Origin of the sequence: Pseudomonas putida, assembly GCF_050989985.1 — a bacterium.
Taxonomy (GTDB): Bacteria; Pseudomonadota; Gammaproteobacteria; order Pseudomonadales; family Pseudomonadaceae; genus Aquipseudomonas; species Aquipseudomonas putida_AI.
Genome location: NZ_CP158815.1, coordinates 1,803,863 through 1,827,172, shown reverse-complemented (window position 1 = coordinate 1,827,172; position 23,310 = coordinate 1,803,863). Strand labels below are relative to the sequence as shown.

Annotated in this window: 24 protein-coding genes, 2 tRNA genes and 1 rRNA gene; 15 read left to right on the top strand and 12 right to left on the bottom strand. The window is 60.4% G+C overall.

What is annotated here, in order from left to right:
- Positions 1-24: 24 nt before the first annotated feature.
- The 3 genes from ABTV29_RS08840 to ABTV29_RS08830 form a co-directional block, all read right to left on the bottom strand.
- A tRNA-Ala gene (locus ABTV29_RS08840) sits at positions 25-100 on the bottom strand.
- A 30-nt stretch (positions 101-130) separates the two neighbouring features.
- Positions 131-207 (bottom strand) — tRNA-Ile (locus ABTV29_RS08835).
- 80 nt (positions 208-287) lie between these two features.
- A 16S ribosomal RNA gene (locus ABTV29_RS08830) occupies positions 288-1,824 on the bottom strand.
- Between the two features lie 609 nt (positions 1,825-2,433).
- Here ABTV29_RS08830 and rhtA point away from each other — a divergent pair.
- From rhtA to ABTV29_RS08815, 3 genes are all read left to right on the top strand, one after another.
- The gene (gene rhtA, locus ABTV29_RS08825; RefSeq protein ID WP_433769708.1) at positions 2,434-3,321 is read left to right on the top strand and encodes a threonine/homoserine exporter RhtA; all 888 of its coding nucleotides are present in this window, start codon (positions 2,434-2,436) and stop codon (positions 3,319-3,321) included.
- 167 nt (positions 3,322-3,488) lie between these two features.
- A complete protein-coding gene (locus ABTV29_RS08820) occupies positions 3,489-3,770 on the top strand; it encodes a hypothetical protein (RefSeq protein WP_433769707.1) in 282 nt (93 codons plus the stop codon).
- Positions 3,771-3,860: 90 nt separating this feature from the next.
- Positions 3,861-4,451 (top strand): 2-hydroxychromene-2-carboxylate isomerase, encoded by a 591-nt coding sequence (locus tag ABTV29_RS08815; RefSeq protein ID WP_433769706.1) that lies wholly within the window; start codon positions 3,861-3,863, stop codon positions 4,449-4,451.
- Here the strand turns inward: ABTV29_RS08815 and ABTV29_RS08810 are convergent.
- The gene (locus ABTV29_RS08810) at positions 4,448-5,446 is read right to left on the bottom strand and encodes a zinc-dependent alcohol dehydrogenase family protein (protein WP_433769705.1); all 999 of its coding nucleotides are present in this window, start codon (positions 5,444-5,446) and stop codon (positions 4,448-4,450) included. The two genes, ABTV29_RS08815 and ABTV29_RS08810, sit on opposite strands and share 4 nt — an antisense overlap.
- Before the next feature lie 104 nt (positions 5,447-5,550).
- Here ABTV29_RS08810 and ABTV29_RS08805 point away from each other — a divergent pair, with 104 nt between their 5' ends.
- Complete coding sequence (locus tag ABTV29_RS08805; RefSeq protein ID WP_433769704.1) at positions 5,551-6,459, top strand: LysR family transcriptional regulator; 909 nt, start codon at positions 5,551-5,553, stop codon at positions 6,457-6,459.
- On the opposite strand, the gene ABTV29_RS08800 is transcribed toward ABTV29_RS08805, so the two are convergent.
- The 4 genes from ABTV29_RS08800 to ABTV29_RS08785 all read right to left on the bottom strand — a co-directional run bounded on the left by ABTV29_RS08800 (position 6,452) and on the right by ABTV29_RS08785 (position 10,673).
- Entirely contained in the window at positions 6,452-8,260 is a 1,809-nt protein-coding gene (locus ABTV29_RS08800; RefSeq protein WP_433769703.1) for an aminopeptidase P family protein, read from the bottom strand. The two genes, ABTV29_RS08805 and ABTV29_RS08800, sit on opposite strands and share 8 nt — an antisense overlap.
- Positions 8,261-8,324: 64 nt before the next feature.
- Positions 8,325-9,482 (bottom strand): aminotransferase class V-fold PLP-dependent enzyme, encoded by a 1,158-nt coding sequence (locus ABTV29_RS08795; RefSeq protein ID WP_433769702.1) that lies wholly within the window; start codon positions 9,480-9,482, stop codon positions 8,325-8,327.
- A gap of 205 nt (positions 9,483-9,687) precedes the next feature.
- Positions 9,688-10,302 (bottom strand): LysE family translocator, encoded by a 615-nt coding sequence (locus tag ABTV29_RS08790; protein ID WP_433769701.1) that lies wholly within the window; start codon positions 10,300-10,302, stop codon positions 9,688-9,690.
- Positions 10,303-10,403: 101 nt separating this feature from the next.
- Positions 10,404-10,673 carry a hypothetical protein gene (locus tag ABTV29_RS08785; RefSeq protein ID WP_433769700.1) on the bottom strand — a complete coding sequence of 90 codons (270 nt, stop codon included), beginning with the start codon at positions 10,671-10,673 and terminating at the stop codon, positions 10,404-10,406.
- Positions 10,674-10,997: 324 nt separating this feature from the next.
- Here ABTV29_RS08785 and ABTV29_RS08780 point away from each other — a divergent pair, with 324 nt between their 5' ends.
- Positions 10,998-12,101 carry a sigma-54 interaction domain-containing protein gene (locus ABTV29_RS08780; RefSeq protein ID WP_433769699.1) on the top strand — a complete coding sequence of 368 codons (1,104 nt, stop codon included), beginning with the start codon at positions 10,998-11,000 and terminating at the stop codon, positions 12,099-12,101.
- A 3-nt stretch (positions 12,102-12,104) separates the two neighbouring features.
- Here the strand turns inward: ABTV29_RS08780 and ABTV29_RS08775 are convergent, their stop codons facing one another.
- Positions 12,105-12,470 carry an antibiotic biosynthesis monooxygenase gene (locus ABTV29_RS08775; protein ID WP_433769698.1) on the bottom strand — a complete coding sequence of 122 codons (366 nt, stop codon included), beginning with the start codon at positions 12,468-12,470 and terminating at the stop codon, positions 12,105-12,107.
- A gap of 95 nt (positions 12,471-12,565) precedes the next feature.
- On the opposite strand from ABTV29_RS08775, the gene soxR reads away from it, so the two are divergent.
- Positions 12,566-13,033, top strand: coding sequence for a redox-sensitive transcriptional activator SoxR (gene soxR, locus ABTV29_RS08770; RefSeq protein ID WP_433769697.1), 468 nt, complete (start codon positions 12,566-12,568; stop codon positions 13,031-13,033).
- 126 nt (positions 13,034-13,159) lie between these two features.
- Here soxR and ABTV29_RS08765 read toward each other — a convergent pair whose 3' ends face one another.
- From ABTV29_RS08765 to ABTV29_RS08755, 3 genes are all read right to left on the bottom strand, one after another.
- Complete coding sequence (locus ABTV29_RS08765) at positions 13,160-13,930, bottom strand: MetQ/NlpA family ABC transporter substrate-binding protein (protein ID WP_427576671.1); 771 nt, start codon at positions 13,928-13,930, stop codon at positions 13,160-13,162.
- 89 nt (positions 13,931-14,019) lie between these two features.
- On the bottom strand, positions 14,020-14,685 hold the full coding sequence (locus ABTV29_RS08760; protein WP_433769696.1) for a methionine ABC transporter permease: 666 nt from the start codon (positions 14,683-14,685) through the stop codon (positions 14,020-14,022).
- 2 nt (positions 14,686-14,687) lie between these two features.
- Positions 14,688-15,911 carry an SfnB family sulfur acquisition oxidoreductase gene (locus ABTV29_RS08755; protein ID WP_433769695.1) on the bottom strand — a complete coding sequence of 408 codons (1,224 nt, stop codon included), beginning with the start codon at positions 15,909-15,911 and terminating at the stop codon, positions 14,688-14,690.
- Positions 15,912-16,230: 319 nt separating this feature from the next.
- On the opposite strand from ABTV29_RS08755, the gene ABTV29_RS08750 reads away from it, so the two are divergent.
- From ABTV29_RS08750 to ABTV29_RS08710, 9 genes are all read left to right on the top strand, one after another.
- Entirely contained in the window at positions 16,231-16,689 is a 459-nt protein-coding gene (locus tag ABTV29_RS08750; RefSeq protein WP_433769694.1) for a VOC family protein, read from the top strand.
- A gap of 284 nt (positions 16,690-16,973) precedes the next feature.
- The gene (locus tag ABTV29_RS08745; RefSeq protein WP_433769693.1) at positions 16,974-18,173 is read left to right on the top strand and encodes a PepSY-associated TM helix domain-containing protein; all 1,200 of its coding nucleotides are present in this window, start codon (positions 16,974-16,976) and stop codon (positions 18,171-18,173) included.
- Positions 18,170-18,712, top strand: a complete 543-nt coding sequence (locus ABTV29_RS08740; protein WP_433769692.1) for a thiamine pyrophosphate-binding protein — start codon at positions 18,170-18,172, stop codon at positions 18,710-18,712. The genes ABTV29_RS08745 and ABTV29_RS08740 overlap by 4 nt, the downstream gene beginning before the upstream one ends.
- Positions 18,709-19,038, top strand: coding sequence for a hypothetical protein (locus ABTV29_RS08735; RefSeq protein WP_433769691.1), 330 nt, complete (start codon positions 18,709-18,711; stop codon positions 19,036-19,038). The genes ABTV29_RS08740 and ABTV29_RS08735 overlap by 4 nt, the downstream gene beginning before the upstream one ends.
- Positions 19,035-19,607 carry a DUF6162 family protein gene (locus ABTV29_RS08730; RefSeq protein WP_433769690.1) on the top strand — a complete coding sequence of 191 codons (573 nt, stop codon included), beginning with the start codon at positions 19,035-19,037 and terminating at the stop codon, positions 19,605-19,607. The genes ABTV29_RS08735 and ABTV29_RS08730 overlap by 4 nt, the downstream gene beginning before the upstream one ends.
- A gap of 71 nt (positions 19,608-19,678) precedes the next feature.
- Complete coding sequence (locus ABTV29_RS08725; RefSeq protein ID WP_433771797.1) at positions 19,679-20,569, top strand: metal ABC transporter substrate-binding protein; 891 nt, start codon at positions 19,679-19,681, stop codon at positions 20,567-20,569.
- Entirely contained in the window at positions 20,566-21,405 is an 840-nt protein-coding gene (locus tag ABTV29_RS08720) for a metal ABC transporter ATP-binding protein (protein WP_433769689.1), read from the top strand. Before ABTV29_RS08725 ends, ABTV29_RS08720 begins: the two co-directional genes overlap by 4 nt.
- On the top strand, positions 21,405-22,304 hold the full coding sequence (locus tag ABTV29_RS08715) for a metal ABC transporter permease (protein ID WP_433769688.1): 900 nt from the start codon (positions 21,405-21,407) through the stop codon (positions 22,302-22,304). Before ABTV29_RS08720 ends, ABTV29_RS08715 begins: the two co-directional genes overlap by 1 nt.
- Positions 22,305-23,204 (top strand): metal ABC transporter substrate-binding protein, encoded by a 900-nt coding sequence (locus ABTV29_RS08710; RefSeq protein ID WP_433769687.1) that lies wholly within the window; start codon positions 22,305-22,307, stop codon positions 23,202-23,204. It begins immediately after the preceding gene.
- Positions 23,205-23,310 lie beyond the last annotated feature (106 nt).

Genomic DNA, 23,310 nt, shown 5'->3' with positions numbered 1-23,310 from the left:
AGCTTTATACGTCAGAAGCAGTAGTGGTGGAGCCAAGCGGGATCGAACCGCTGACCTCCTGCGTGCAAGGCAGGCGCTCTCCCAGCTGAGCTATGGCCCCGTATTTCTACAGGCGTTTCCCACACAAAATTGGTGGGTCTGGGCAGATTCGAACTGCCGACCTCACCCTTATCAGGGGTGCGCTCTAACCAACTGAGCTACAGACCCAATTTCGGGCTGCTTCTATCGTCTTCTTCAATGAATCAAGCAATTCGTGTGGGAGCTTATGGCGCAGCTGAGTCGTCGATTAAGGAGGTGATCCAGCCGCAGGTTCCCCTACGGCTACCTTGTTACGACTTCACCCCAGTCATGAATCACACCGTGGTAACCGTCCCCCCGAAGGTTAGACTAGCTACTTCTGGTGCAACCCACTCCCATGGTGTGACGGGCGGTGTGTACAAGGCCCGGGAACGTATTCACCGCGACATTCTGATTCGCGATTACTAGCGATTCCGACTTCACGCAGTCGAGTTGCAGACTGCGATCCGGACTACGATCGGTTTTGTGGGATTAGCTCCACCTCGCGGCTTGGCAACCCTCTGTACCGACCATTGTAGCACGTGTGTAGCCCAGGCCGTAAGGGCCATGATGACTTGACGTCATCCCCACCTTCCTCCGGTTTGTCACCGGCAGTCTCCTTAGAGTGCCCACCATTACGTGCTGGTAACTAAGGACAAGGGTTGCGCTCGTTACGGGACTTAACCCAACATCTCACGACACGAGCTGACGACAGCCATGCAGCACCTGTCTCAATGTTCCCGAAGGCACCAATCCATCTCTGGAAAGTTCATTGGATGTCAAGGCCTGGTAAGGTTCTTCGCGTTGCTTCGAATTAAACCACATGCTCCACCGCTTGTGCGGGCCCCCGTCAATTCATTTGAGTTTTAACCTTGCGGCCGTACTCCCCAGGCGGTCAACTTAATGCGTTAGCTGCGCCACTAAAGACTCAAGGTCCCCAACGGCTAGTTGACATCGTTTACGGCGTGGACTACCAGGGTATCTAATCCTGTTTGCTCCCCACGCTTTCGCACCTCAGTGTCAGTATCAGTCCAGGTGGTCGCCTTCGCCACTGGTGTTCCTTCCTATATCTACGCATTTCACCGCTACACAGGAAATTCCACCACCCTCTACCATACTCTAGCTTGTCAGTTTTGAATGCAGTTCCCAGGTTGAGCCCGGGGCTTTCACATCCAACTTAACAAACCACCTACGCGCGCTTTACGCCCAGTAATTCCGATTAACGCTTGCACCCTCTGTATTACCGCGGCTGCTGGCACAGAGTTAGCCGGTGCTTATTCTGTCGGTAACGTCAAAACACTAACGTATTAGGTTAATGCCCTTCCTCCCAACTTAAAGTGCTTTACAATCCGAAGACCTTCTTCACACACGCGGCATGGCTGGATCAGGCTTTCGCCCATTGTCCAATATTCCCCACTGCTGCCTCCCGTAGGAGTCTGGACCGTGTCTCAGTTCCAGTGTGACTGATCATCCTCTCAGACCAGTTACGGATCGTCGCCTTGGTGAGCCATTACCTCACCAACTAGCTAATCCGACCTAGGCTCATCTGATAGCGCAAGGCCCGAAGGTCCCCTGCTTTCTCCCGTAGGACGTATGCGGTATTAGCGTTCCTTTCGAAACGTTGTCCCCCACTACCAGGCAGATTCCTAGGCATTACTCACCCGTCCGCCGCTGAATCAGAGAGCAAGCTCTCTTCATCCGCTCGACTTGCATGTGTTAGGCCTGCCGCCAGCGTTCAATCTGAGCCATGATCAAACTCTTCAGTTCAAACATCTTTGGGTTTTGAGAAAACCCTAAACTTGGCTCAGCAATCGTTGGTTACATCTTTGATTTCTCGCGGAGTAACTTGTGATGCTGATAATCTGTTGACTAGCAGTCTGACACCACAAGCACCCACACGAATTGCTTGATTCAGTTGTTAAAGAGCGGTTGGTTAAGCGCTTTGCTCAACCGAGGCGCGCATTCTACAGCAGCCTCATTTGCTGTCAAGTGATTATTTTCAGAAGCTTTCAAGGAATCCCTAACAACTTCAACCACTTGCGCTTTCGATCTCTCGTCAGCGGGAGGCGAATTCTACAGCGTTACTCGCTGCTGTCAACACCTCTTTTTCAACTTCCTGCGGGCTTCGATGAACTGAAGCACCTGACCGTCAAAACTGCGTAACTCATTGTTTACCAAGGAGTTTTCCGTTTCGACTGCGCCGGAAGTGGGGCGAATTATAGGCCTCCAGAATCTGCCGTCAAGCACTGATTTGATATTTCTATCAGCAAGAACAAATTCGCCCTTATATATAGACGCGCCTGCGACGATTGCGCAGTATATTGCCCAATACCAAGATCTATAGACCAAGCTCCCTACTTCGGACGATGCCTCTCAATGAATGATCAGCCTCGCAGCCTTGCCTCGACCCTGTTTTCGGTTGGCCTACTATTAATAGCCATGGCATCGATTCAGTCCGGAGCCTCCCTGGCCAAAAGCATGTTCCCGGTGATCGGCGCCCAGGGCACCACAACCCTGCGCCTGATCTTTGCGAGCGTGATCATGCTGGTGATACTGCGCCCCTGGCGGGCGAAGCTCACCGCCAAGTCTTTGCGCACGGTCATCATCTACGGCATGGCATTGGGGGGCATGAACTTCCTCTTCTATATGTCCCTGCAAACCATCCCCCTGGGTATCGCGGTAGCTCTGGAGTTCACCGGCCCCCTGGCCGTCGCCATTTACGCGTCACGGCGGGCGATCGACTTTCTGTGGATTGCCCTGGCGGCGGTCGGCTTGCTGTTGCTGATACCGACAGGGGCGACAACGGCAGCTATCGATCCTCTCGGTGCGGGATACGCGTTGGGCGCGGGAGTCTGCTGGGCGCTGTACATTCTTTTCGGCCAAAAGGCCGGCGCAGATCATGGCGTTCAGACAGCCGCGCTGGGTGTGATGATTGCCGCGCTGTTCGTAGCCCCCATCGGCATCGTGCATGCGGGTACCGCACTGCTGACGCCATCCTTGATCCCGGTGGCCATCGGTGTCGCCATCCTGTCCACGGCACTCCCCTATACCCTGGAGATGGTCGCCCTCACCCGCATACCGGCCAGAACCTTCGGCACCTTGATGAGCATAGAACCCGCCTTTGGCGCGCTGTCAGGCCTGCTGTTTCTTCATGAATACCTCTCCCTGTCACAGTGGATGGCTATCCTTTGCATCATTCTGGCATCCGTTGGCGCCACCATGACCATGGGAGGTGCCGCAAAGCCTGCAATTGCGGCGGATTAACGCAAGATTTGAAGAGGTGCTGGCATTTGCCGTTCATTTAGGCCATGTTTAGGTCCGCAACCCAGTGTCAGACATGGATTTTCAGGATAGGGATATCAGAACGCTTCATACGAAAAGCGAATACTGCGAGACCGGGCGTCAGATCCGGAAATGCACCAAGGAAAGCAATGAAACGAATTTTGATATTGATCGCCGTACTTGCAGTTGCGGGATGTGCGGCGACCTCCAAGACCACGACCAAACACGGCAAGAAAGGGCTACACATCAACTGCTCCGGCCTCTCATCCTCTTGGGACAAGTGCTACAGCAGTGCCGCCAATTCGTGCGCTCCCAAGGGCTACAAGGTCATCGCCAAGTCAGGGGATGCCGTTGAGGAACCAGGCGATTATCCGTTCGGCCTCAACCCGGCTGGCTATACCAGCCGCAGCATGATCGTCATCTGCAAATGATCTGAGGCGCTGCGTCAGGTGCCCGGACCTGCGCCCCTGGAGCGAACGCTGGCAAGCACTCCCGACAACAATAAGTAGAGCGCATCGACCATGAGCAAAACCGTGGAGTTCTATTTTGACCTGGGCAGCCCTGCCACCTACCTGGCGTACACCCAGCTACCCAAGATCTGTGAGCAAACCAACAGCCAGTTGCTCTACATCCCGATCCTGCTAGGCGGTGTCTTCAAAGCCACCGGCAACGCCTCCCCGGTGACCATCCCGGCCAAAGGCCGATACATGCTTCAGGACCTCGACCGGTATGCCCGGCGTTACGGCGTACCCCTGAAGTACACTCGAAATTTCCCGATCAACACCCTGACGCTGATGCGCGCCGTCACCGGCATACAACTGCACCATCCCGAGCGTTTTCCAGCGTTCATCGATTGCCTGTTCAAGGCCCTGTGGGTTGAAGGCCAAAGCCTCGATGACCCGGCAACCGTGGCGGCAGTGTTGACGGACAACGGTTTCGATCCCCACGAAATACTCGCCCTGACGGCCGATGAGAACATCAAGGCCGCACTCAAGGACAACACCGAAAAAGCCGTCCGGCGCGGTGTTTTCGGCGCCCCCAGCATGTTTGTCGATGACGAGCTTTTCTTCGGCCAGGACCGTCTGGACTTCGTTCGCCAGGCCCTGAGTTAAATCTCGATCACCAACCGCCCCTGTGCTGCGCCCGACTTGAGCAGCTCATGGGCGGCCTCGGCGGTATCCAGGGTGAACCGGTGCGGATCGACAATCGGTTTGAGCTTGCCCGCCTCGATCAGACGTGCCGCCTGACTCAGTATCTCCCCATGATGTTCACGCCCCTGGCCGGTCAGCAACGGCAACAAAGTGAAGACTCCGGAATAGGTCGCCCCACGAAATGAAAGTGGCGCGAGACTGTGCTGCCCCCATCCCAGGCAACTCACCACATGACCGTAGTACACCCGCGCAGCCTTGAATGACGCATCCAGGGTTTCACCACCCACCGTGTCATAGACAATATCGAAGCCCTCCCCGCCCGTATGCTCGCCCACATAGTCCTCGACTGACGATAGGCCGTAATCGATAAAGGTCGCCCCCAGACCCTCGATGATTCCCCGGTTTCGTGCAGAGCCCGTGGCAAACACCTCGGCTCCGAATGCGCCAGCGATTTGCACAGCGACATGCCCGACACCGCCCGCCCCGCCGTGAATCAACACTTTCTGCCCAGCACGCACTCGCGCGCGGTCAACCAACCCTTCCCACGCGGTAATCAGCACCAGCGGCAAACCTGCCGCTTCACGCATGCTCAGATTGCCTGGCTTGCGGGCCAGCAGCCGCGCATCGACCACCGCGTATTCCGCCAGAGAACCCTGGGCCCCACCAATCCCCGTGGCCATCGCGTAGACCTCATCGCCCGGCGCCCAGCCACTAACACCTTCGCCCACTGCATCCACGACTCCCGCCAGGTCCATACCCAACACTGCCGGCAGAGGCTGACGCGCATGGCCGGCCTGGCCAGCGCGGATTTTTCCGTCCAACGGGTTCACTCCGCTGGCAGCGATCCGTACCAGGACCTGCCCTGCCCCAGGTGCCGGTCGATCTATGGAAGCCAGGTGAAACGGAACATTGGCCGATTCAACAATCAGCGCACGCATTTGCAGTGAGTCAGTCATTTCGATTATTCCGGTCAGATGAAGAAGCAGGACCGATCTTGCGCCCACCCACTCATGCCGATAAGACGCCATATCGCTATAGTAAACATGCCCATTTGGCATGAATGAGAGACGCTGTGGATAAACTCAATGCAATGGCCGTCTTCGTGCGCGTGGTCGAACGCGGCAGCTTTTCCGCCGTCGCCCGTGAGCTGCAGACCAGCCAGCCCACCATCAGCAAAGTGCTGCGTGCGCTGGAAGCTCAACTGGGGGGAAAGCTGATTGCCCGTAGCACTCGCAAGCTGTCCCTGACCGATGAAGGCCAGCGCTATTACAACGAGTGCCGGCACATCCTCGCCGCCGTGGATGCCGCCGAACATAGCTTCCAGTCCGGCCGCGAATCCATCGCCGGACCACTGAGAATCGGCTCCTCGGTCAGCTTCGGACGCTTGCAGATTGCCCCGCGCCTGACGGAGTTCCTCACCCGCTATCCGGACGTTCAGGTCGACCTGCAACTGAGCGATCAGAACCAGGACCTGGTCAGCGAAGGCCTGGATGTCACATTCCGCATCGGCGCGCTGAACGACAGCGGCTTGATCGCCCGCCATGTCGGCACGACCCACCGGGTCACCGTCGCCGCGCCCCAATACCTGGCCCGACACGGCCAACCCCGGACGCCCGAAGATCTCAGGGGGCACAACTGCCTGCTGTTCAATCTGCTGAGCAGCCAGAATCTATGGACGTATGAGGGGCATGAGGTGCGGATCAAAGGCAACGCGCAAAGCAACAACTCCGAAGCGATTCGCGAGATGGTGTTGGGAGGATTGGGAATTGCGCTATCGCCGGTGTGGCTGTTCAGCAAGGATCTGAAAGCGGGAAGAGTGACAGCGATCCTGCAGGATTACGTTGCGCAATCACTGCCAATATATGCCGTGTCCCCGGCGAATCGTCGCCAATCCGCCAGAGTCAAAGCCTTTGTCGATTACATGAGTCAGGCGCTGGAATCAGCGCCCGAACTCCATCCGATCAAATAGCCGCGGTGCGAGTGTTCAACCACTCAAGAGCGGCACCCTCAAGCAGTGGGCTCAAGCGTTCACGCACCTCGGCGTGGTAAGCGTTGAACCACTGCTTTTCCTCTTCGCTGAGCAGCGAAGGAATCAGGCAGCGGGTGTCGATCGGGCACAAGGTCAGCGTTTCGAATTTCAGGAACTCGCCGAACTCGCTACTGCCTGCCTCGCGGTTCATCGCCAGGTTCTCGATACGCACGCCCCAGCGGCCCGGACGGTAGGTACCCGGTTCGATGGAGGTGATCATGCCGGGCTGCATCGCGGTTTGCGGCGCTGGTGCGGCTTGATAGGCGATGACTTGCGGGCCTTCGTGAACATTGAGGAAGTAGCCGACGCCGTGACCGGTGCCGTGGCCATAGTCGACGTTATCGGCCCAGATCGGAGCGCGGGCGATGGCGTCGAGCAGCGGCGACAGGATGCCTTTGGGGAACCGCGCGCGAGACAAGGCGATCACGCCCTTGAGGACGCGAGTGCAATCGCGCTTCTGCTCTTCGGTCGGCGTACCCACCGCCACCATCCGAGTGATATCGGTGGTGCCGCCCAGGTACTGGCCGCCGGAGTCGATCAGCAACAGGCCGTCGCCCTCGATCACCGCGTGCTCTTCTTCAGTGGCGTGGTAGTGCGGCATGGCGCCGTTGGCGTTATAGGCGGCAATGGTGTTGAAGCTCAGCGACACATAACCCGGACGACGCTCGCGCGCGGCGGTGAGTTTTTCGTCGATGGTCAGCTCGGTGATGCGCTCACGGCCCAGCGCCGAGTCGAGCCAGGTGAAGAACTCGCAGAGTGCCGCGCCGTCCTGCTCCATGGCCTGACGAATGTGCTCGGCATCGGCCAGGCTCTTCTGCGATTTGGCCAATGTCGTCGGGTTCAAGCCATCTACCAGCTTGACGCCGCTTTCAAGGTTATCCAGCAGTCCCGCGGTCACACGAGCCGGATCGACCAGCAGGCTCGCTCCGCCTGGCACAGCCTTCAGGGCCGCCGCCACTTCGCTGTAATCGCGCAACGTCACGCCGTCCTGCTCCAGGATCGCGCGCAGTTTCGCATCGACCTTGCTCAGCGCCACGAACAGCGTTGCCTGCTGCTGGCTGATCAGGGCGAAGGACACGAATACCGGGTTGAACGACACATCGCCGCCGCGCAGGTTGAACAGCCAGGCAATGTCATCGAGGGTGGCAATGAAATGCCAGTCGGCGCCCCGTGCCTGCAAGGTTTCGCGCAGCTTGGCGAGTTTTTCGCCGCGGCTGACGGTGGCTTGCGGTGCCAGGTGCTCGTAAACCGGCTCATTCGGCAGAATCGGGCGATCGCTCCAGACTTCGTTCAACAGGTCGATGTCAGTGCGCAGGCGCGCGCCGCGCTCCTCCAGCTTGCTGCCCAGGGTGCGCGCAGAGGCCACGGCCATCACCGCACCATCGACCGCGACGACGCCGCCTTCCGGAGTTTGCTCGGCCAGCCAATCCAGCGGGCTCGGTTGGCCCGGCTGCAGCTTGACCAGCTCGATGCCGCTGCCTTTGAGTTCCTTGGTCGCCTGCTCCCAGTAACGGCTGTCGGCCCAGACACCGGCAAACTCCGGGGTCACGATCAGGGTGCCGACCGAACCATGGAAGCCCGACAACCATTGGCGCCCTTGCCAGTAGCCCGGCAGGTATTCGGACAGGTGCGGGTCGGCCGACGGCACCAGCAGCGCATGAATGCCCTCCCGGTTCATCAGTTCACGGGTTTGCGCCAGGCGCTGGGGCACCGATCCGTTGATCGAAGACTGCGTACTCATCGTAACTCCTGCTAACCACTCATCATTGTTGTGTTGTTGTGTTGGCGCCGATCAGCGCCGTTGCCTATTGCCAGAATGCCGGAGCACTGGCGCAGGCGGCTTTAATCAGTTGTGCCGCTTGATCGATATCCTGCTCGGTGGTGAACCGTCCCAGGCTCAAGCGGATGGTGCGACTGGCCGAACGGGCGTCATGCCCCAAAGCCAGCAACACATGGGATGGCGCATTGCTTGCCGAGTTGCAGGCCGAGGTCGCGGAAAACGCGATCTGCGCCTGCAAAGCCGTCGAATTGAATTCGCCGTCATTGAAGGTCAGGCTCAGGGTATGCGGGATGCGTTGCTCGGCACTGCCATTGAGACGCACGCCCGGCATGCCGAGCAATTGATCGAGCAGGCGCTCACGCAATGCGACGATTCTGGCCTTTTCTTCATCGAATGCAGCCGACGCCAGCGCGAAGGCCTCGCCCATGGCCACGATCTGGTGGGTCGCCAGGGTGCCGGAGCGCAAACCGCCCTCGTGGCCGCCACCGTGAATTTGCGCCAGCAAACGCTGCTGGGCCCGCGGGCCGACATACAACGCGCCGATGCCCTTGGGGCCGTAGAGTTTGTGTGCGGAAAAGGACATCAGGTCCACTGGCCATTGCGTCAGGTCGATCGCCACTTTGCCAGCCCCTTGGGCCGCGTCGACGTGGAACAGCGCCTGGCGATCACGCACCACCTGGCCGATGGCCGGAATGTCGTTGACCGTGCCCAGCTCGTTGTTGACCAGCATCAGCGACACCAGGAAGGTGTCTTCGCGCATCGCCTCGCTGACCGCTCGCGGGGTAATCAGGCCATCGGCGTCGGGCTCCAGCCAGGTCACCTCGATACCGGCCTCCTGCAATTGCCGGGCGGTATCGAGGATGGCCTTGTGTTCGATCTGGCTGGTGATGATGTGGCCGCCGGCAACGCCGCGGGCCTGGGCGACACCCTTGAGGGCGAGGTTGTTGGATTCGGTGGCGCCACTGGTCCAGACGATCTGCGCCGGGAGGGCGCCCACCAGTTCAGCGACCTGGCGCCGCGCCAGCTCGACCGACTGCCGGGCCTGCTGGCCGAACGCATGGGAGCTTGAGGCGGGATTGCCGAAATTGCCGCTGAAGCCCAGACACTCGACCATGACCTTGATGACTCGCTCATCCACCGGCGTGGTGGCGGCGTAGTCGAAATACAACGGACGTTTATTCATAAATGACTCGCAGAGCGTGTTCCGGGGTCAGGAGGCTCATCACTGCAAACGCCAAAACGCAGCCTTGTGAGCTGCGTCGCGATTTCAGAACGTTACCAATACCTGATCGGATGCCGTTAAAGAAGTCCAGCTTCATTAAAAGTGCGTAGGTACGCTCCTGAAAAGCCAGCTTAACAGGCATCGGGCAACCGGATGAAGCAATGAGTCAGCTAAAGCTTTCGTGCAGGATCGGATACAGCGAAGCTACCAGCAACGCGGCCATGCCCCAGTTGAACAGGCGCAACCAGCGTCGATCCTTCAATACATTGCGCAACAGCGTGCCGCAGGCGGCCCAGAGCCCGACGCTCGGCAGGTTGATCAGCGCGAACACGGCGGCAATCACGATCACATTAGTGAAGTAACCCTGCATCGGCGTGTAAGTGCTGATGGCGCCGATGGCCATGATCCAGGCCTTGGGGTTGACCCATTGAAACGCAGCGGCGCCCAGGTAGCTGATCGGTTTGCCTTCACCCTTCTGACTGTCGGACACCGGCCCGGAATGAGCGATTTTCCACGCCAGATACAGCAAATACGCCGCACCGACGTAACGCAGCACGGTGTAGAGCACCGGGTAAGTCTGGAACACCGCGCCCAGGCCAAAACCGACCGCCACGACCAGCGCGAAGAAGCCGCAGGAGATGCCGAGCATATGGGGGATTGTGCGGTTAAAGCCGAAGTTCACGCCGGATGCCAGCAACATCGTGTTATTCGGGCCTGGCGTGATCGAGGTGACCAGGGCAAACAGGGCGAAGCCCAGCAGCAGATCGAGTGAGAGCGTCATGGGTGGCAGTCCGTCAGGGTCGGTCAGGTATTGACCCTATCGCACACCCCTGGGGAAACCCATGGACAGTTAGGCGAAAATTTGAGCAGTACAGTTTTCGATCAGCTGGCGCGACCGTGCAGCTGTACAGTTCGCTCGGCGTTCATTTCGCCCTGCTTGTCAAAGCCAAAGTTTTTCTGTGGCTGACCCAGCAATTCAGCTTTTTTCGCGTGGTATTCATCGAAGGACAAACCCCGGCGATTCAAGGCTTCCAGCGCCAGTTCACGGGTTTCCTCAGCGGTGTAGGGCCGCAGTTCCGGGGAAACATGGCTGGCACATCCGGCGAGAACGGAAAGGCTCAGCAGCAGGGAAGCGGTGATCAGGGTTTTCATGTCTGGCGTCCTGGCGATCTGGGTTCGGGGCAATGAACACAGGCTACCCGCGCGTCCGGATGGGCAGAAATCATCACTCTCGATAGTCGCTATCGAGATTTCCTAATGCCACCCTCTTATATTCCATAAATACATATAAATATTTATTTAACTTATTTTACGGAATAACAGAGAAGCTTTATAACTCGCGCCACTGCGCAATCTGCGCAGGCTCTGCACGACCCGCTGGATTACAAGCTCCAGGAGCTGGATGACCGGGCGCTGAACCAGGCCCTGCCGATTCCGACTTTCGATTCATAGCCTGCCCTACAAGGAGCCTGCCCCATGCAACTGCTGACCTTACCGCCCTCGCCCGCCCTGGCCACTTCGATCCGCGCCACGGCGCAAGTGTTCGAAGACCCCAAATCCCAGGCCTTGCTCGCGCACCTGCAACAAGTCGCGCCGAGTGAAGCCAGCGTACTGATCATTGGCGAAACCGGCACCGGCAAGGAACTGGTTGCCAGGCATATCCATAACCTCAGCGCCCGCCGCAACCGCCCGTTCGTGGCGGTGAACTGCGGCGCGTTTTCCGAATCCCTGGTCGAGGCCGAATTGTTCGGCCATGAAAAAGGTGCGTTCACCGGCGCCCTGAGTGCCAAGGCCGGCTGGTTCGAAGAGGCGGACGGCGGCACCCTGTTCCTCGATGAAATCGGCGATTTGCCGATGGCGATCCAGGTCAAATTGCTGCGGGTGCTGCAGGAGCGGGAAGTGGTGCGCCTGGGGTCGCGCAAAAGCATTCCGATCAATGTGCGGGTGCTGGCCGCCACCAACGTGCAGCTGGAAAAAGCCATCAACGCCGGGCATTTTCGCGAAGACCTGTACTACCGGCTCGACGTGGTCAGCCTCGAGTTGAACCCGTTGCGTGATCGTCCGGGCGACATCCTGCCGCTGACCCGTCACTTCATCGACGTCTACAGTCAGCGCCTCGGATACGGCACCATCACCCTCAGCAAGGAAGCCGAGCTGAAACTGCGCAGCTACAGCTGGCCGGGCAATATTCGCGAGCTGGAAAACGTCATTCATCACACCCTGCTGATTTGCCGCAACGGCGTGATCGAGCGCGATGACTTGCGGCTGTCGAACCTGCGCATCGAGCGCCCGGACGATTCTCACGCACAGATCGACAACTGCGCCGAAGCGCTGCTGGATCGGGCCTTTCAGAAGTTGTTCGAAGAACAGGCCGGCGCCTTGCACGAGAAGGTCGAAGACGCCTTGCTGCGGGCGGCTTATCGCTTCAGCCACTACAACCAGGTACACACCGCCGCGTTGCTGGGACTGAGCCGCAACGTCACCCGCACGCGCCTGATCAAGATCGGCGAACTGGCGGTCAACAAACGGCGTCCCACGGAAAACCTGCTGGGCGAGCGTTTGATGCAGCTATCGATCTAAGCCTCAGTGCACCAGATTGCAGTGCAATGCCTGGTCGTGGCTGAGTTCCAGGCTGTGCAGCACCTGGAACGAGCCGAAGGTCACGGTTTTTGCCTGATGGGCACGGATCAACTGCCAGAAATCCTGTTCGCCGCTTTCAAAGCCCTGAAACGCGGCCTCCCCGGCCTCGCGGGTTTGCCACTGCAGATAATTGAGCACCCGCCGGCCATCGTCGCTGGCCTGGATGCTGGCACTCAGAAAACCGCTGTAGCGCTGGGCCAGGCGCTCGGTCTGCTGCGATAACGCCGTCACCAGCGCCTGTTGCTGATGGGGTTCGATTTCGAATTCGATCAACTGGGTGAAACTGCGATTTTTCTCCGGCGCCTGCATGAAAACTCCCCCGCTACCTGTAGGACGGATCTTGCGATCCGAAGGCGTGCAGGTTAAAACCTCTAGTTAACTAGAGGTCAAGGAGCTTTTTGCACATGATCAGCCCGGAACACCTGAATAAAGAACTCACCGTCGGCCAACTGGCGGCGCGCAGCGGCGTGGCGGTCACGGCGCTGCATTTTTATGAGTCCAAGGGCTTGATCAAAAGCAGCCGCAATCAGGGCAACCAGCGACGTTATCCCCGGGAGGTGTTGCGCCGGGTGGCGTTGATCAAGGTCGCCCAACGCCTGGGCATTCCCCTGGCCGAGATCGGCGAGGCACTCAAGACCTTGCCGGACAATCGCGCACCGACGGCGGCGGACTGGAAAATGTTATCGGAGCAGTGGAGCCGGGATCTGGATGAGCGGATCCGCCAGTTGACGCTGTTGCGCGACAAGCTCAATGGCTGCATTGGCTGCGGGTGCCTTTCGATGGAGGCGTGTCCGTTGCGCAATTTCGGGGATGTGCTGGGGGAACAGGGGCCGGGGGCGCAGCTGCTGGAAGCGGGGGCTGATCCGAAGTAAGCGGTGCGCCCATCGCGGGCAAGCCTTGCTCCTACAGGATTTGTGTCGTTCGCATTAATCACAAACGGCTCGAAACCTGTAGGAGCAGGGCTTGCCCGCGATGGCGTCCTCAAGGTCAACGAAAAATCAGAACCCCGGCGCAATCTGCCCTTTGTATCGGGTCAGGATGAACTGCCGCACATCATCGGAATTCAACGCCTTGGCCAGTTTCTGCAAGCCCGGGTCGTTGATGTTGTCTGGCCGCGCGACCAGAAACTCCACGTACAGGCTCTTGCCCTTCTCGACGATCAACGCACTGTTGGTGTCGATTCCGGCCTCCAGCGCGTAGTTGGCGAACACGAACGCCAGGTCCACCTGGCTCACCGAACGGGCCAGCAACGCGCCTTCCAGTTCACGGATTTTCAGGTGCTTGGGGTTCTCGGCGATGTCCCGTTGTGTGGCCAGGGTGTTGCTCGGGTCCTTGAGCTTGATCAGCCCCGCTTCGTGCAACAACACCAGCGCGCGGCCGGTGTTCACCGGGTCATTGGGGATCGACACGGTGGCGCCGTCCTTCAACTCGGCAATGTTCTTGATTTTGGTCGAATAGGCCCCGAACGGCTCGATGTGCACGCCAACCACCGGCACCAGATCGGTGTGTCGGGTCTTGTTGTAGTCATCGAGGAACGGCCGGTACTGGTAATAGTTGGCATCGAGGTTCTTCAGCGCCAACTGCTGATTGGGCTGGATGAAATCGGTGAAGACCTTGATGTCCAGGTCCACGCCTTCCTTGGCCAGGGTCGGTTTGACGAATTCAAGGATCTCCGCGTGCGGAACCGGGGTGGCGCCGACGGTGAGTTTTTCATTGGCGTGAACGCTCAACGAAATCAAGGCAGCCAGAACGGCCAGGGTCTTTTTCATGCTGTGCTCCTAGGCAGATTTGAGTGGCCGTCGTGGGGCGGACGTAGGGCCGGATTTTTGATTCTTTTAAATGGAAAGGCATCGAGTCTTCAGCGGTGGCTGTAGCGCGCCACCAGCCGGTCACCGCTCATTTGCAGGGCCTGCACCAGCACCAGCAGCAACACCACGGTGACCACCATCACGTCGGTCTGGAATCGCTGATAGCCATAGCGGATCGCCAGGTCGCCCAGGCCACCACCGCCGATCACCCCGGCCATCGCCGTGTAATCCACCAGCACGATCGCGGTCACCGTGATCGCCGCCAACAGCCCTCCCCGGGCTTCGGGCAATAGCGTGTAGTGGATGATTTGCCAGGTGCTGGCGCCCATGGCCTGGGTCGCCTCCACCACCCCGCGATCGACTTCACGCAGGGCGGTTTCCACCAGCCGCGCAAAGAATGGTGTGCAACCCACCACCAGCGGCGGAATGGTCCCCGGCACGCCCAGCGAAGTGCCGACCAGCACGGTGGTCAGGGGGATCAGTACGATCAGCAAAATGATGAACGGCAGCGAACGCAGCATGTTCACGATCACCGACAACACCCGATAAACCCCGACCGCTTCATGCAACTGGCGCTTGCCGGTGAGGAACAGCAGCACGCCCAACGGCAACCCCAGCAGCACGGTGAAACCGAGGGCCGCGCCGAGCATGCTCAGGGTGTCGAGGCAGGCCTGGCCTATGTCGGCCCAATAAATGTTCTTGAACAATTCGGCCATGATCACGACCAATCGTGGCGCGGCGGTTTCACGCCGTTGAGTAGCCAGTTGCCGACCACGTGGTACTTCCAGCGCACCGGATCGTGCAGGGTATGCACCCGGGCGTTGCGCCAGTGACGGTCGAAGTTGTGCTTCTTCAGGGTCGAGCGGGTACCGCCGAGCTCGAACAGTTTGTTGGTCGCTTCAATCGCGATTTCGGTGGTCAGCACTTTGGCCTTGGCTACGGCCAATGAAGCGTGGGCAACCGTGTCTTCGTCCGGTGCCGGGCGTGCCGCGTCCAGCGCGCGACCGGCCCGTTCCAGCAGGGCTTCGGCGGCTTCCAGGCGAATCTCCAGGCCACCGACCTGAATGATGGTCAGCGGATCTTCGCTGGCCTTGTCCACCCCTGCGTCGATCCACGGGCGGGCGAACTGCCGGACGAAGGCGATGGTGTCGCGCAACGCGGCGCGGGCAATGCCGGCATCGATGGCGGCGGTGGTCAGTTGAGCGAAGGGGCCGGCGAGGGTCGGGCTTTCATAGGAACGATAAGTGGGGAACAGGTTGAAAGCCAGGACGTGCAGATTGTCCGCCAGCACCGTGCCGCTGGAGGTGGTGCGCTGGCCGATGCTGTCCCAGTCGTCGACAACGACCAATCCCTTGGTGCTGCGTTCGACGAAAGCCAACTGGCCCTTTTGCTCTTCATCCAGCGCCAGCACCGCCAGCCAGTGGGCATACAGCGAACCGGTGCAGTAGCCCTTGCGGCCGTTGATCACATAACCGTCGCCGTAACGGCGGATGGTCGCCTGGATGTCCTGCACATTCTTGCCGCCGGTTTCCGACAGGGCGTTGGCAAAGCGGTGGCCTTGCAGCGCCAGGGCGAAGAAATGCGCTTGCTGCTCGGGCGTGCCTTGCAGGCGAATATCTTCCAGCAGGCAATAGTGGTTTTGCGGGATCTGCCCCAGGGACGGATCCGCGGCGGAGATGATCGCAATGACCTGCGCCAGCACCGCGTAGGACACCTGTGCACCGCCGAATTCCCGGGGCACGGTGATGCCCCACAGGCCACTGTTGGAATACAGGTCGACGATCTCGGCGGGCACCTGGCGGGTGCGGTCGCGTTCGGCGTCCTGCTCCAGGAGGACAGCGGCGACTTGCGCGGCGACGCGCAGCGCTTCGGCTTCGTCGGCAATGCGATGGGCGGCTGGCGGGTTGATCGGATAAACGGCAGATGGGGGCAAGGCAGACATACGGGACTCTCGATAACGGTGTTTATCAAGGGTCATTGCAGCTTCTGTGCCTGAGTGCGTGGCGCAGTGTTTTCGGGGGTTTCGGCGGTTTTTGCAAGTTTCGGCACTGCCGAAGCCGGGACAATCTGTTGCTTTGCTGTTGACTCACGGACACCGCAGCCCCCTGTAGGAGCTGGCTAAACCTGCACAGCAGGCTGCGATCTTTTTGTGAACTTGACCAATGGCAAAGATCAAAATCAAAAGATCGCAGCCTTCGGCAGCTCCTACACTTGTTCGGCTGGAGAGCGGTCTTCAACTCACAAGAACAGGGAGAAGCATCATGAGCGTCAAACCGATTCCAGAGGGTTATCACAGCATCACCCCGTACCTGGGCATTGCCAAAGCGGCCGAGGCCATCGAGTTCTACAAGAAAGCCTTCGGCGCCGTTGAAGTCATGCGCCTGTCCATGCCCGACGGCGGCATCGGCCACGCCGAACTGCGCATCGGCGACTGCCCGATCATGCTGGGCACGCCATGCGATCAGGGGCCGCTGCGCAATCCGGAGCAATCGCCATCGGTAGGCCTGCATTTGTATGTGACCGACGTCGACAAGTCCTATCAACAGGCGATTGCCGCCGGTGGCATCGTGGTGTCGGAGGTCAAGGATCAGTTCTATGGCGACCGTTCGGGGACTCTGAAAGACCCCTATGGCCATCTGTGGTTTCTGGCCACGCGCAAGGAAGATCTGACTCAGGAGCAGATCGAGCAGCGGGCCAGGGAGATGTTTCAGCAGGGTTGAGACCTTTGGTGTTTGAGCGGGCCCTATCGCGAGCAGGCTCGCTCCTACAGTAGATCCGGTTCACAGAAGATCTCCTGTGGGAGCGAGCCTGCTCGCGATGGCAGTTCATCGGTCGAAATACGAAACATTTTCTTTCATCTCACCCTTCGGGATTTCGGGTGCTCATCCGTCCTATATAGATGCAGTCCGTTCGCACAGGCAAAAGCCACGACCGGGCCGTTGATCGACCTCATCGCTGCGAAGCCCGTAGCAGAGGCCTTTTCATCGATATAAGACCCTTTAGCATGTCGAAGAAATCCCGCTCCAAACTCTGGTTCCTGGTCCATAGCTGGCTGGCGCTGCCGATCTGGTTTTTCGTCCTGATCGTCTGCGTGACCGGGACCCTGGCGGTGGTCAGCCAGGAAATCGTCTGGCTGGCCAACCCGCAAATGCGCGCCAGCCCGCCATCGGACGATGCACCGCGCCTGAGCTATGACCAGGTCGTCGCCGCGATCAAAAAGGCCGAACCCGACACTCTGGTCGAGGGCATCAACCGCCCGGATGAATCGCACTTTGCCCTGGATGTGGAGGTCAGCTACCCCGACGGACGCTCGGTGACGGTGTACGTCAATCCTTACACCGGCGTGATCCAGGGCCCCGCGCCGCAATTCAATTTCAAGGCCTTCACCCGCGCCCTCCACGGTTGGTGGCTGGTGCCGTTCACCAATGGCTACAGCTGGGGCTGGTACCTGGTGTCGTTCCTCAGCCTGCCGTTGCTGGCATCGCTGGTGACCGGGCTTGTGGTCTACAAGCGTTTCTGGAAAGGCTTCCTGCGTCCGACCCTGCGCATTCGCCATGGGGCACGGATTTTCTGGGGGGATTTCCACCGCCTGTGCGGCATCTGGTCGATCTGGTTCATCGCGGTGATTTCAGTCACCAGTTGCTGGTTCCTGATCCAGGCCTTCCTCTTCGACAACCAGATTTCCATCTCCACCGCCCCGGTGGCCGCCGTGGTCCCCCGCGAAAGCGTGCCCCTGAGCGCCGATGGCTCGCCGGTGCCGATGATCAGCCTGGACGCCGCGATCCAGCAGGCCCGAGCGCGCATCCCCGGGCTGGACGAGAGTTTTGTCAGCCTGCCGGCCAATGCCTACAGCTACCTGTCGGTGGGTGGTCGCAGCTGGTATCCGCTGATGTACCAGACCGCCGACATCAACCCCTACACCGGCGAGATCGCCGCCACGCGCCTGCTCTCGGACCGCTCGAGCATGGAGTTCGTGACCGAATCCATGCGCCCGCTGCACACCGGCGATTTCGGCGGGATCTGGATCAAGTTGATCTGGTTCTTCTTCGGCCTGCTGCTGAGCATGATGGTCCTCAGTGGCCTGTTGATCTGGACCAAACGCACCGCGCTGGCCAGCGCCAATGCCCTGAAGCGCAGCCACAAACGCCCACACCACGAGTCTGCCAAGGCCAGCCGCCGTGAATCCGCGGAGGTCAGCCAATGAGCCAAGTCATCACTGAAAAATCGCCTTCAACGCTTAGCCGCTACTGGTACAAGTGGCGCTTCCACATCAACGTCCTGCTGTTACTGGTGCCGTTGGGCTTCATGCCCAAGTACTTCGCCGACGCCGCGCTGTTTCGCGGCGATACCGGTCTGGGCGAGCGGGAAATCGCTGAGCTTCAGGTCGGACCGTGGAGCTTGCGTCTGGCCGAATTGCGCAACGAAGCACCGCTGCTCGATGGCCCGGCCGGCTACATGAAAAGCTTCAATGCGGCGCTGTGCGACAGCTGCCGCGAGCAGGTCAAGGCCACCTATCTGCGCATCGGCAAACCCCGCAGCCTGCGCGCCGCCGGGGTGATTTTCTTCGGCACGCCGTATCGCATGGGCGCGATGTTGCCAGTCCCGGAGAAGACCCGCGCCGACGCCGAGCTGTGGATAACCATGGAAGGCTGGGATGGCTCCATGCATCAGACATCCATTCCTCTAAGCCAGGCCTCCCCCGCCACCCTCGCCTGGCTGACCACTCAAGGAGGCAAACCATGATCAAGGTCACTCATCCACTGAGCGCCGCGTTGCTGGTGCTCTGCGCCGGTTTCAGCGCCAGCGCCCTGGCCCACAACCCTATGTGCGAATGCAAGGCCATCGACGCCGAGCAGATCAAGTGCACCGGCGGTTTCTCCGACGGTAGCGGCGCGCCGGGGGTGACCCTCGATGTCATCGGCTATGACGAAACCATCCTGCTACCGGGCAAGCTCGGCACCGACTCCACCCTGACGTTCAAGAAACCCGGTGCCGAGTTCTATGTGCTGTTCGATGCCGGCCCCGGCCACGTCGTCGAAATCGACCAGGCGGATATCAAAAGCCCATGACCAGCCCGATCACGCAAGTCGTACGCCCGGCCGGCGCCGGCCATGAAACCCTCTACGTGCTGTTGTTGTGCCTGATGATCCTGGCGATTGCCGGCTCGGTGGTCGCCTGGCGCCACGAGTCAGAGGACGTGACCCAGGTGAACAGCCATCAACTGGATGCCCGCCGTGATCTGAGCGCTTCCGAGCAAGGCATCTATGCCGATCTGCGGGTGACGCTGGATGAAATTCAGTTGCTGCGGCAGGAACAAACCAGCTTGCCGACACCTGAAGCCCTGGCCGATGAAGGCTTCGCGCCGTTCGCCCGGGACGCCAGCTCCATGAGTCGTGGCGGTCATGCCTGGCAACTGCTCGACGCCAGGGCTTACTTCGGCCAGAGCCAGACGCCTGCCGTCGCCGGCTCATTCCTCATGCGCCTGAGCACTGAGGGCGATGCGCCGGACATCTGGCTCAGCCGCGCCGCAGGCATCAAGGCCCCGATTGATCTGACCGATGCCGCGCTCGAAGGCGCCGGCTGGCAGCAGATCGTCGCGCAATTCGATGCCGGCGTGACCCGCCAGCACCGGCACTGAACCTTCGCCTTCATTCAAGAGAAGACCGCTTTCCCATGCCCATTTCATCTCTACGCTCTGTTTTGCGCCCCATGCTGGTCGGCCTGATTGCCTGCCTGATGACCAGCATGGCCTGCGCCGACGAAGCCAAGCGCCTGCGCATCGGCATCACCCTGCATCCTTATTACAGCTATGTCGCCAACATCGTCGGCGACAAGGCCGACGTGGTGCCGCTGATTCCCGCCGGGTTCAACCCCCACGCCTACGAGCCACGGGCCGAAGACATCAAGCGCATCAGCGGGCTGGATGTGATCGTGCTCAACGGCGTCGGTCATGACGACTTCGCCGACCGCATGATCGCCGCCAGCGAAACCCCGGACATCAAGGTGATCGAAGCCAACGAAAACGTGCCGCTGCTGGCCGCCACCGGGATTGCCGCGCGCGGTGCCGGCAAGGTGGTCAACCCGCATACCTTCCTGTCGATCAGTGCCTCGATTGCCCAGGTCAACAACATCGCCCGGGAACTGGGCAAGCTCGATCCAGCCAATGCCAGGACCTACACCGAAAACGCCCGCGCCTACGGCAAGCGCCTGCGCAAGATGCGCGCCGATGCCCTGGCAAAGCTGACCCAGGCACCGAACGCCGAACTGCGCGTGGCCACGGTGCACGCGGCCTATGACTACCTGCTGCGCGAATTCGGCCTGGAGGTCACCGCCGTGGTCGAACCGGCCCACGGCATCGAGCCGAGCCCCAGCCAGCTGAAAAAGACCATCGACCAACTGCGCGAACTGGACGTGAAGGTGATCTTCTCGGAGATGGATTTCCCGTCCACTTATGTCGACACCATCCAGCGTGAATCCGGGGTGAAGCTCTACCCGCTGTCGCACATTTCCTACGGCGAATACACCTCCGACAAATACGAAAAGGAAATGACCGGGAACCTCAACACCGTGGTGCGGGCGATTCAGGAGTCAGGTGCATGACCTCGAAAGAAACCATCCTGCCCGACACCCAATCCCCTGTGGGAGCGAGCCTGCTCGCGATGGCGTCCGATCAGTCAACATCGATGTCGAATGACACTCTGCATTCGCGAGCAGGCCCGCTCCCACAAGGTCCGACTCTCGACTTCATCGATGTCAGCCTGACCCTCGGCCGCACGACAATCCTCGATAACGTCACTTTCCAGGTCCGCCCCGGCAGCGTGCATGCGCTGGTCGGCCCCAACGGTGGCGGCAAGAGTTCGCTGATCAAGACCCTGCTCGGACAGATGCCGCATCAGGGCCGCCTGAGCCTGCAATGGCAAGGCGAGCCGGGCACCATCGGGTACGTACCCCAAGCCCTGGAGTTCGATCGCGGACTGCCGATGACCGTCGACGATTTCATGGCTGCCATGTGCCAGCGGCGCCCGGCGTTCCTCGGTTTGAGCAAGCACTACGCCACAGCGATCGGCGAGGCGCTGGAACGGGTCGGCATGCAGGACAAACGCAAGCGACGCATGGGTGCACTGTCCGGAGGCGAACGCCAGCGGGTACTGCTGGCGCAAGGTTTGATTCCGAGCCCGCAATTGCTGGTGCTGGATGAGCCGATGTCGGCCCTCGACGAGGCCGGTATCCAGGTGTTCGAACGCCTGCTCGGCGACTGGTGGGCAGCGGGCATCACCGTGCTGTGGATCGAGCACGACCTGGAAGCGGTCGGGCGCCTGGCGGATCACGTCACCGGACTCAATCGTCGGGTGCTGTTCGACGCCACACCGCAACAGGCGCTGACCCCCGAACGCCTGCTCAGCCTGTTTTCGACCCAGCCAAGGAGCCTTGCCTGATGAGCTACGAAGCCTTTCGATTGATGATCCAGGGCTGGGCCTCGTCGGGTTATCTGCCCGAGGCGCTGGCCTATGGATTTGTGGTGAACGCGCTGCTGGCCGGGCTGTTGATCGGCCCGGTGCTGGGCGGTCTCGGCACGCTGGTGGTGGTCAAGCGCTTCGCGTTTTTCTCCGAAGCGGTGGGCCATGCGGCGCTGACCGGCGTGGCCATCGGCATTCTGCTCGGCGAACCCTACACCGGGCCGTACGGCAGCCTGTTCGGCTACTGCCTGCTGTTCGGCATCCTGCTCAACTACTTGCGCAACCGCACCGGTCTGGCGCCGGACACCCTGATCGGCGTCTTCCTCTCGGTGTCCCTGGCGCTGGGCGCCAGCCTGCTGCTGATTCTGGCGGGCAAGATCAATGTGCACATTCTGGAAAACGTGCTGTTCGGCTCAGTGCTGACGGTCAATGGCAATGACCTGCTGGTACTGGCGATCGTTGGCTCGCTGGTCATGGCATTGGCCCTGCCGCTGTACAACCGCATCATGCTCGCCAGTTTCAACCCGCAACTGGCGGCGGTGCGCGGTGTGGCGGTCAAGACGCTGGATTACCTGTTCGTGATTCTGGTGACCCTGATCACCGTGGCCGCGGTAAAAGTCATCGGCGCAATCCTGGTGGGCGCCCTGCTGGTGATTCCGGCCGCGGCGGCACGCCTGCTCAGCCAGTCGCTGAAGGGCTTTTTCTGGTGTTCGGTGCTGATCGCTACGGTGAGTACCCTGTGCGGCATTCTTGCGCCCATCGTCTTCGACCTGCCGATTCCATCCGGTGCCGCCATTATTCTGATGGCGGGTATCACCTTCGCCCTAGCCGCCATCGCGCGCGGCGTCGTACCCAGCCTGAAAGGGAACCTTGGATAAATGTCTTTTTCTCTGCGACAACTGACCCTGGCGATCGCCCTCTGCGGGTTGACCGCCAACGCCTGTGCCGACAACGCAAAGCCGCTGCATGTGCTGGCTTCGCTACCAGTGACCTATGGCTTGGGCCAAGTGTTGCTCAAGGGCACCGATGTCAGCCTCGAACGCGCGGCGCCAGCCAACCTGCCCGGCAGCCGCCAGAGCGCTTACTTCACCGGGCGTGGCGCACCGGCGCTGGCCAGTCTGGCGACCGCAGCCGACGCCGTCATCGGTCTGCGCTCGTTGTGGCCGGACGATCCGCTGTACCCGATGGCACGACGCAGCAACATCCGCATCGTCGAAGTCGACGCCGCCCGCCCGGTGGACGGCGCCCTGCCCGGTATCGCGGTGCAGCCGGGTAACAAAGTCGACGGCTTGAACAGTCAGCCATGGCTGGCCAGCAACAACATGGGACGCATGGCTGACGTGATGGCCGCCGACCTGGTGCGCCTGGCGCCTGCGGCCAAGCCGGCGATCGAGGCTAACCTGGCGGCACTCAAGCAACGCCTGCTCAAACTCAGCGCCGACAGCGAAGCGCGACTGGCTGCTGCGGACAACCTCAGCGTGATGAGCCTCAGCGATCACTTCGGATATCTGATCGGCGGCCTCAACCTCGAACTGATCGGCCTGGATGCACGAGCGGATGCCGAATGGACGCCTGAGGCGTTGAAGGCCTTGAGCACGACGCTCAAGGACAATGATGTGGCGCTGGTGTTGCATCATCGACAGCCTTCGGACGCGGTGAAGGCTGCGATCAGCCAGGGTGGGTGTCGATTGGTGGTGTTGAGCACCGATGCCGAGGATCCGGTAGCGGAGCTGGAGGGGAATGTGGATTTGGTCATTAAGGGATTGAGCGGGGCCTAAAGCCAGCCCCCATAACCCTGTGGGAGCGAGCTTGCTCGCGATGGCGGAGTGTCAGCCAACATCCATCTTGAATGCGCTGACCTCATCGCGAGCAGGCTCGCTCCTA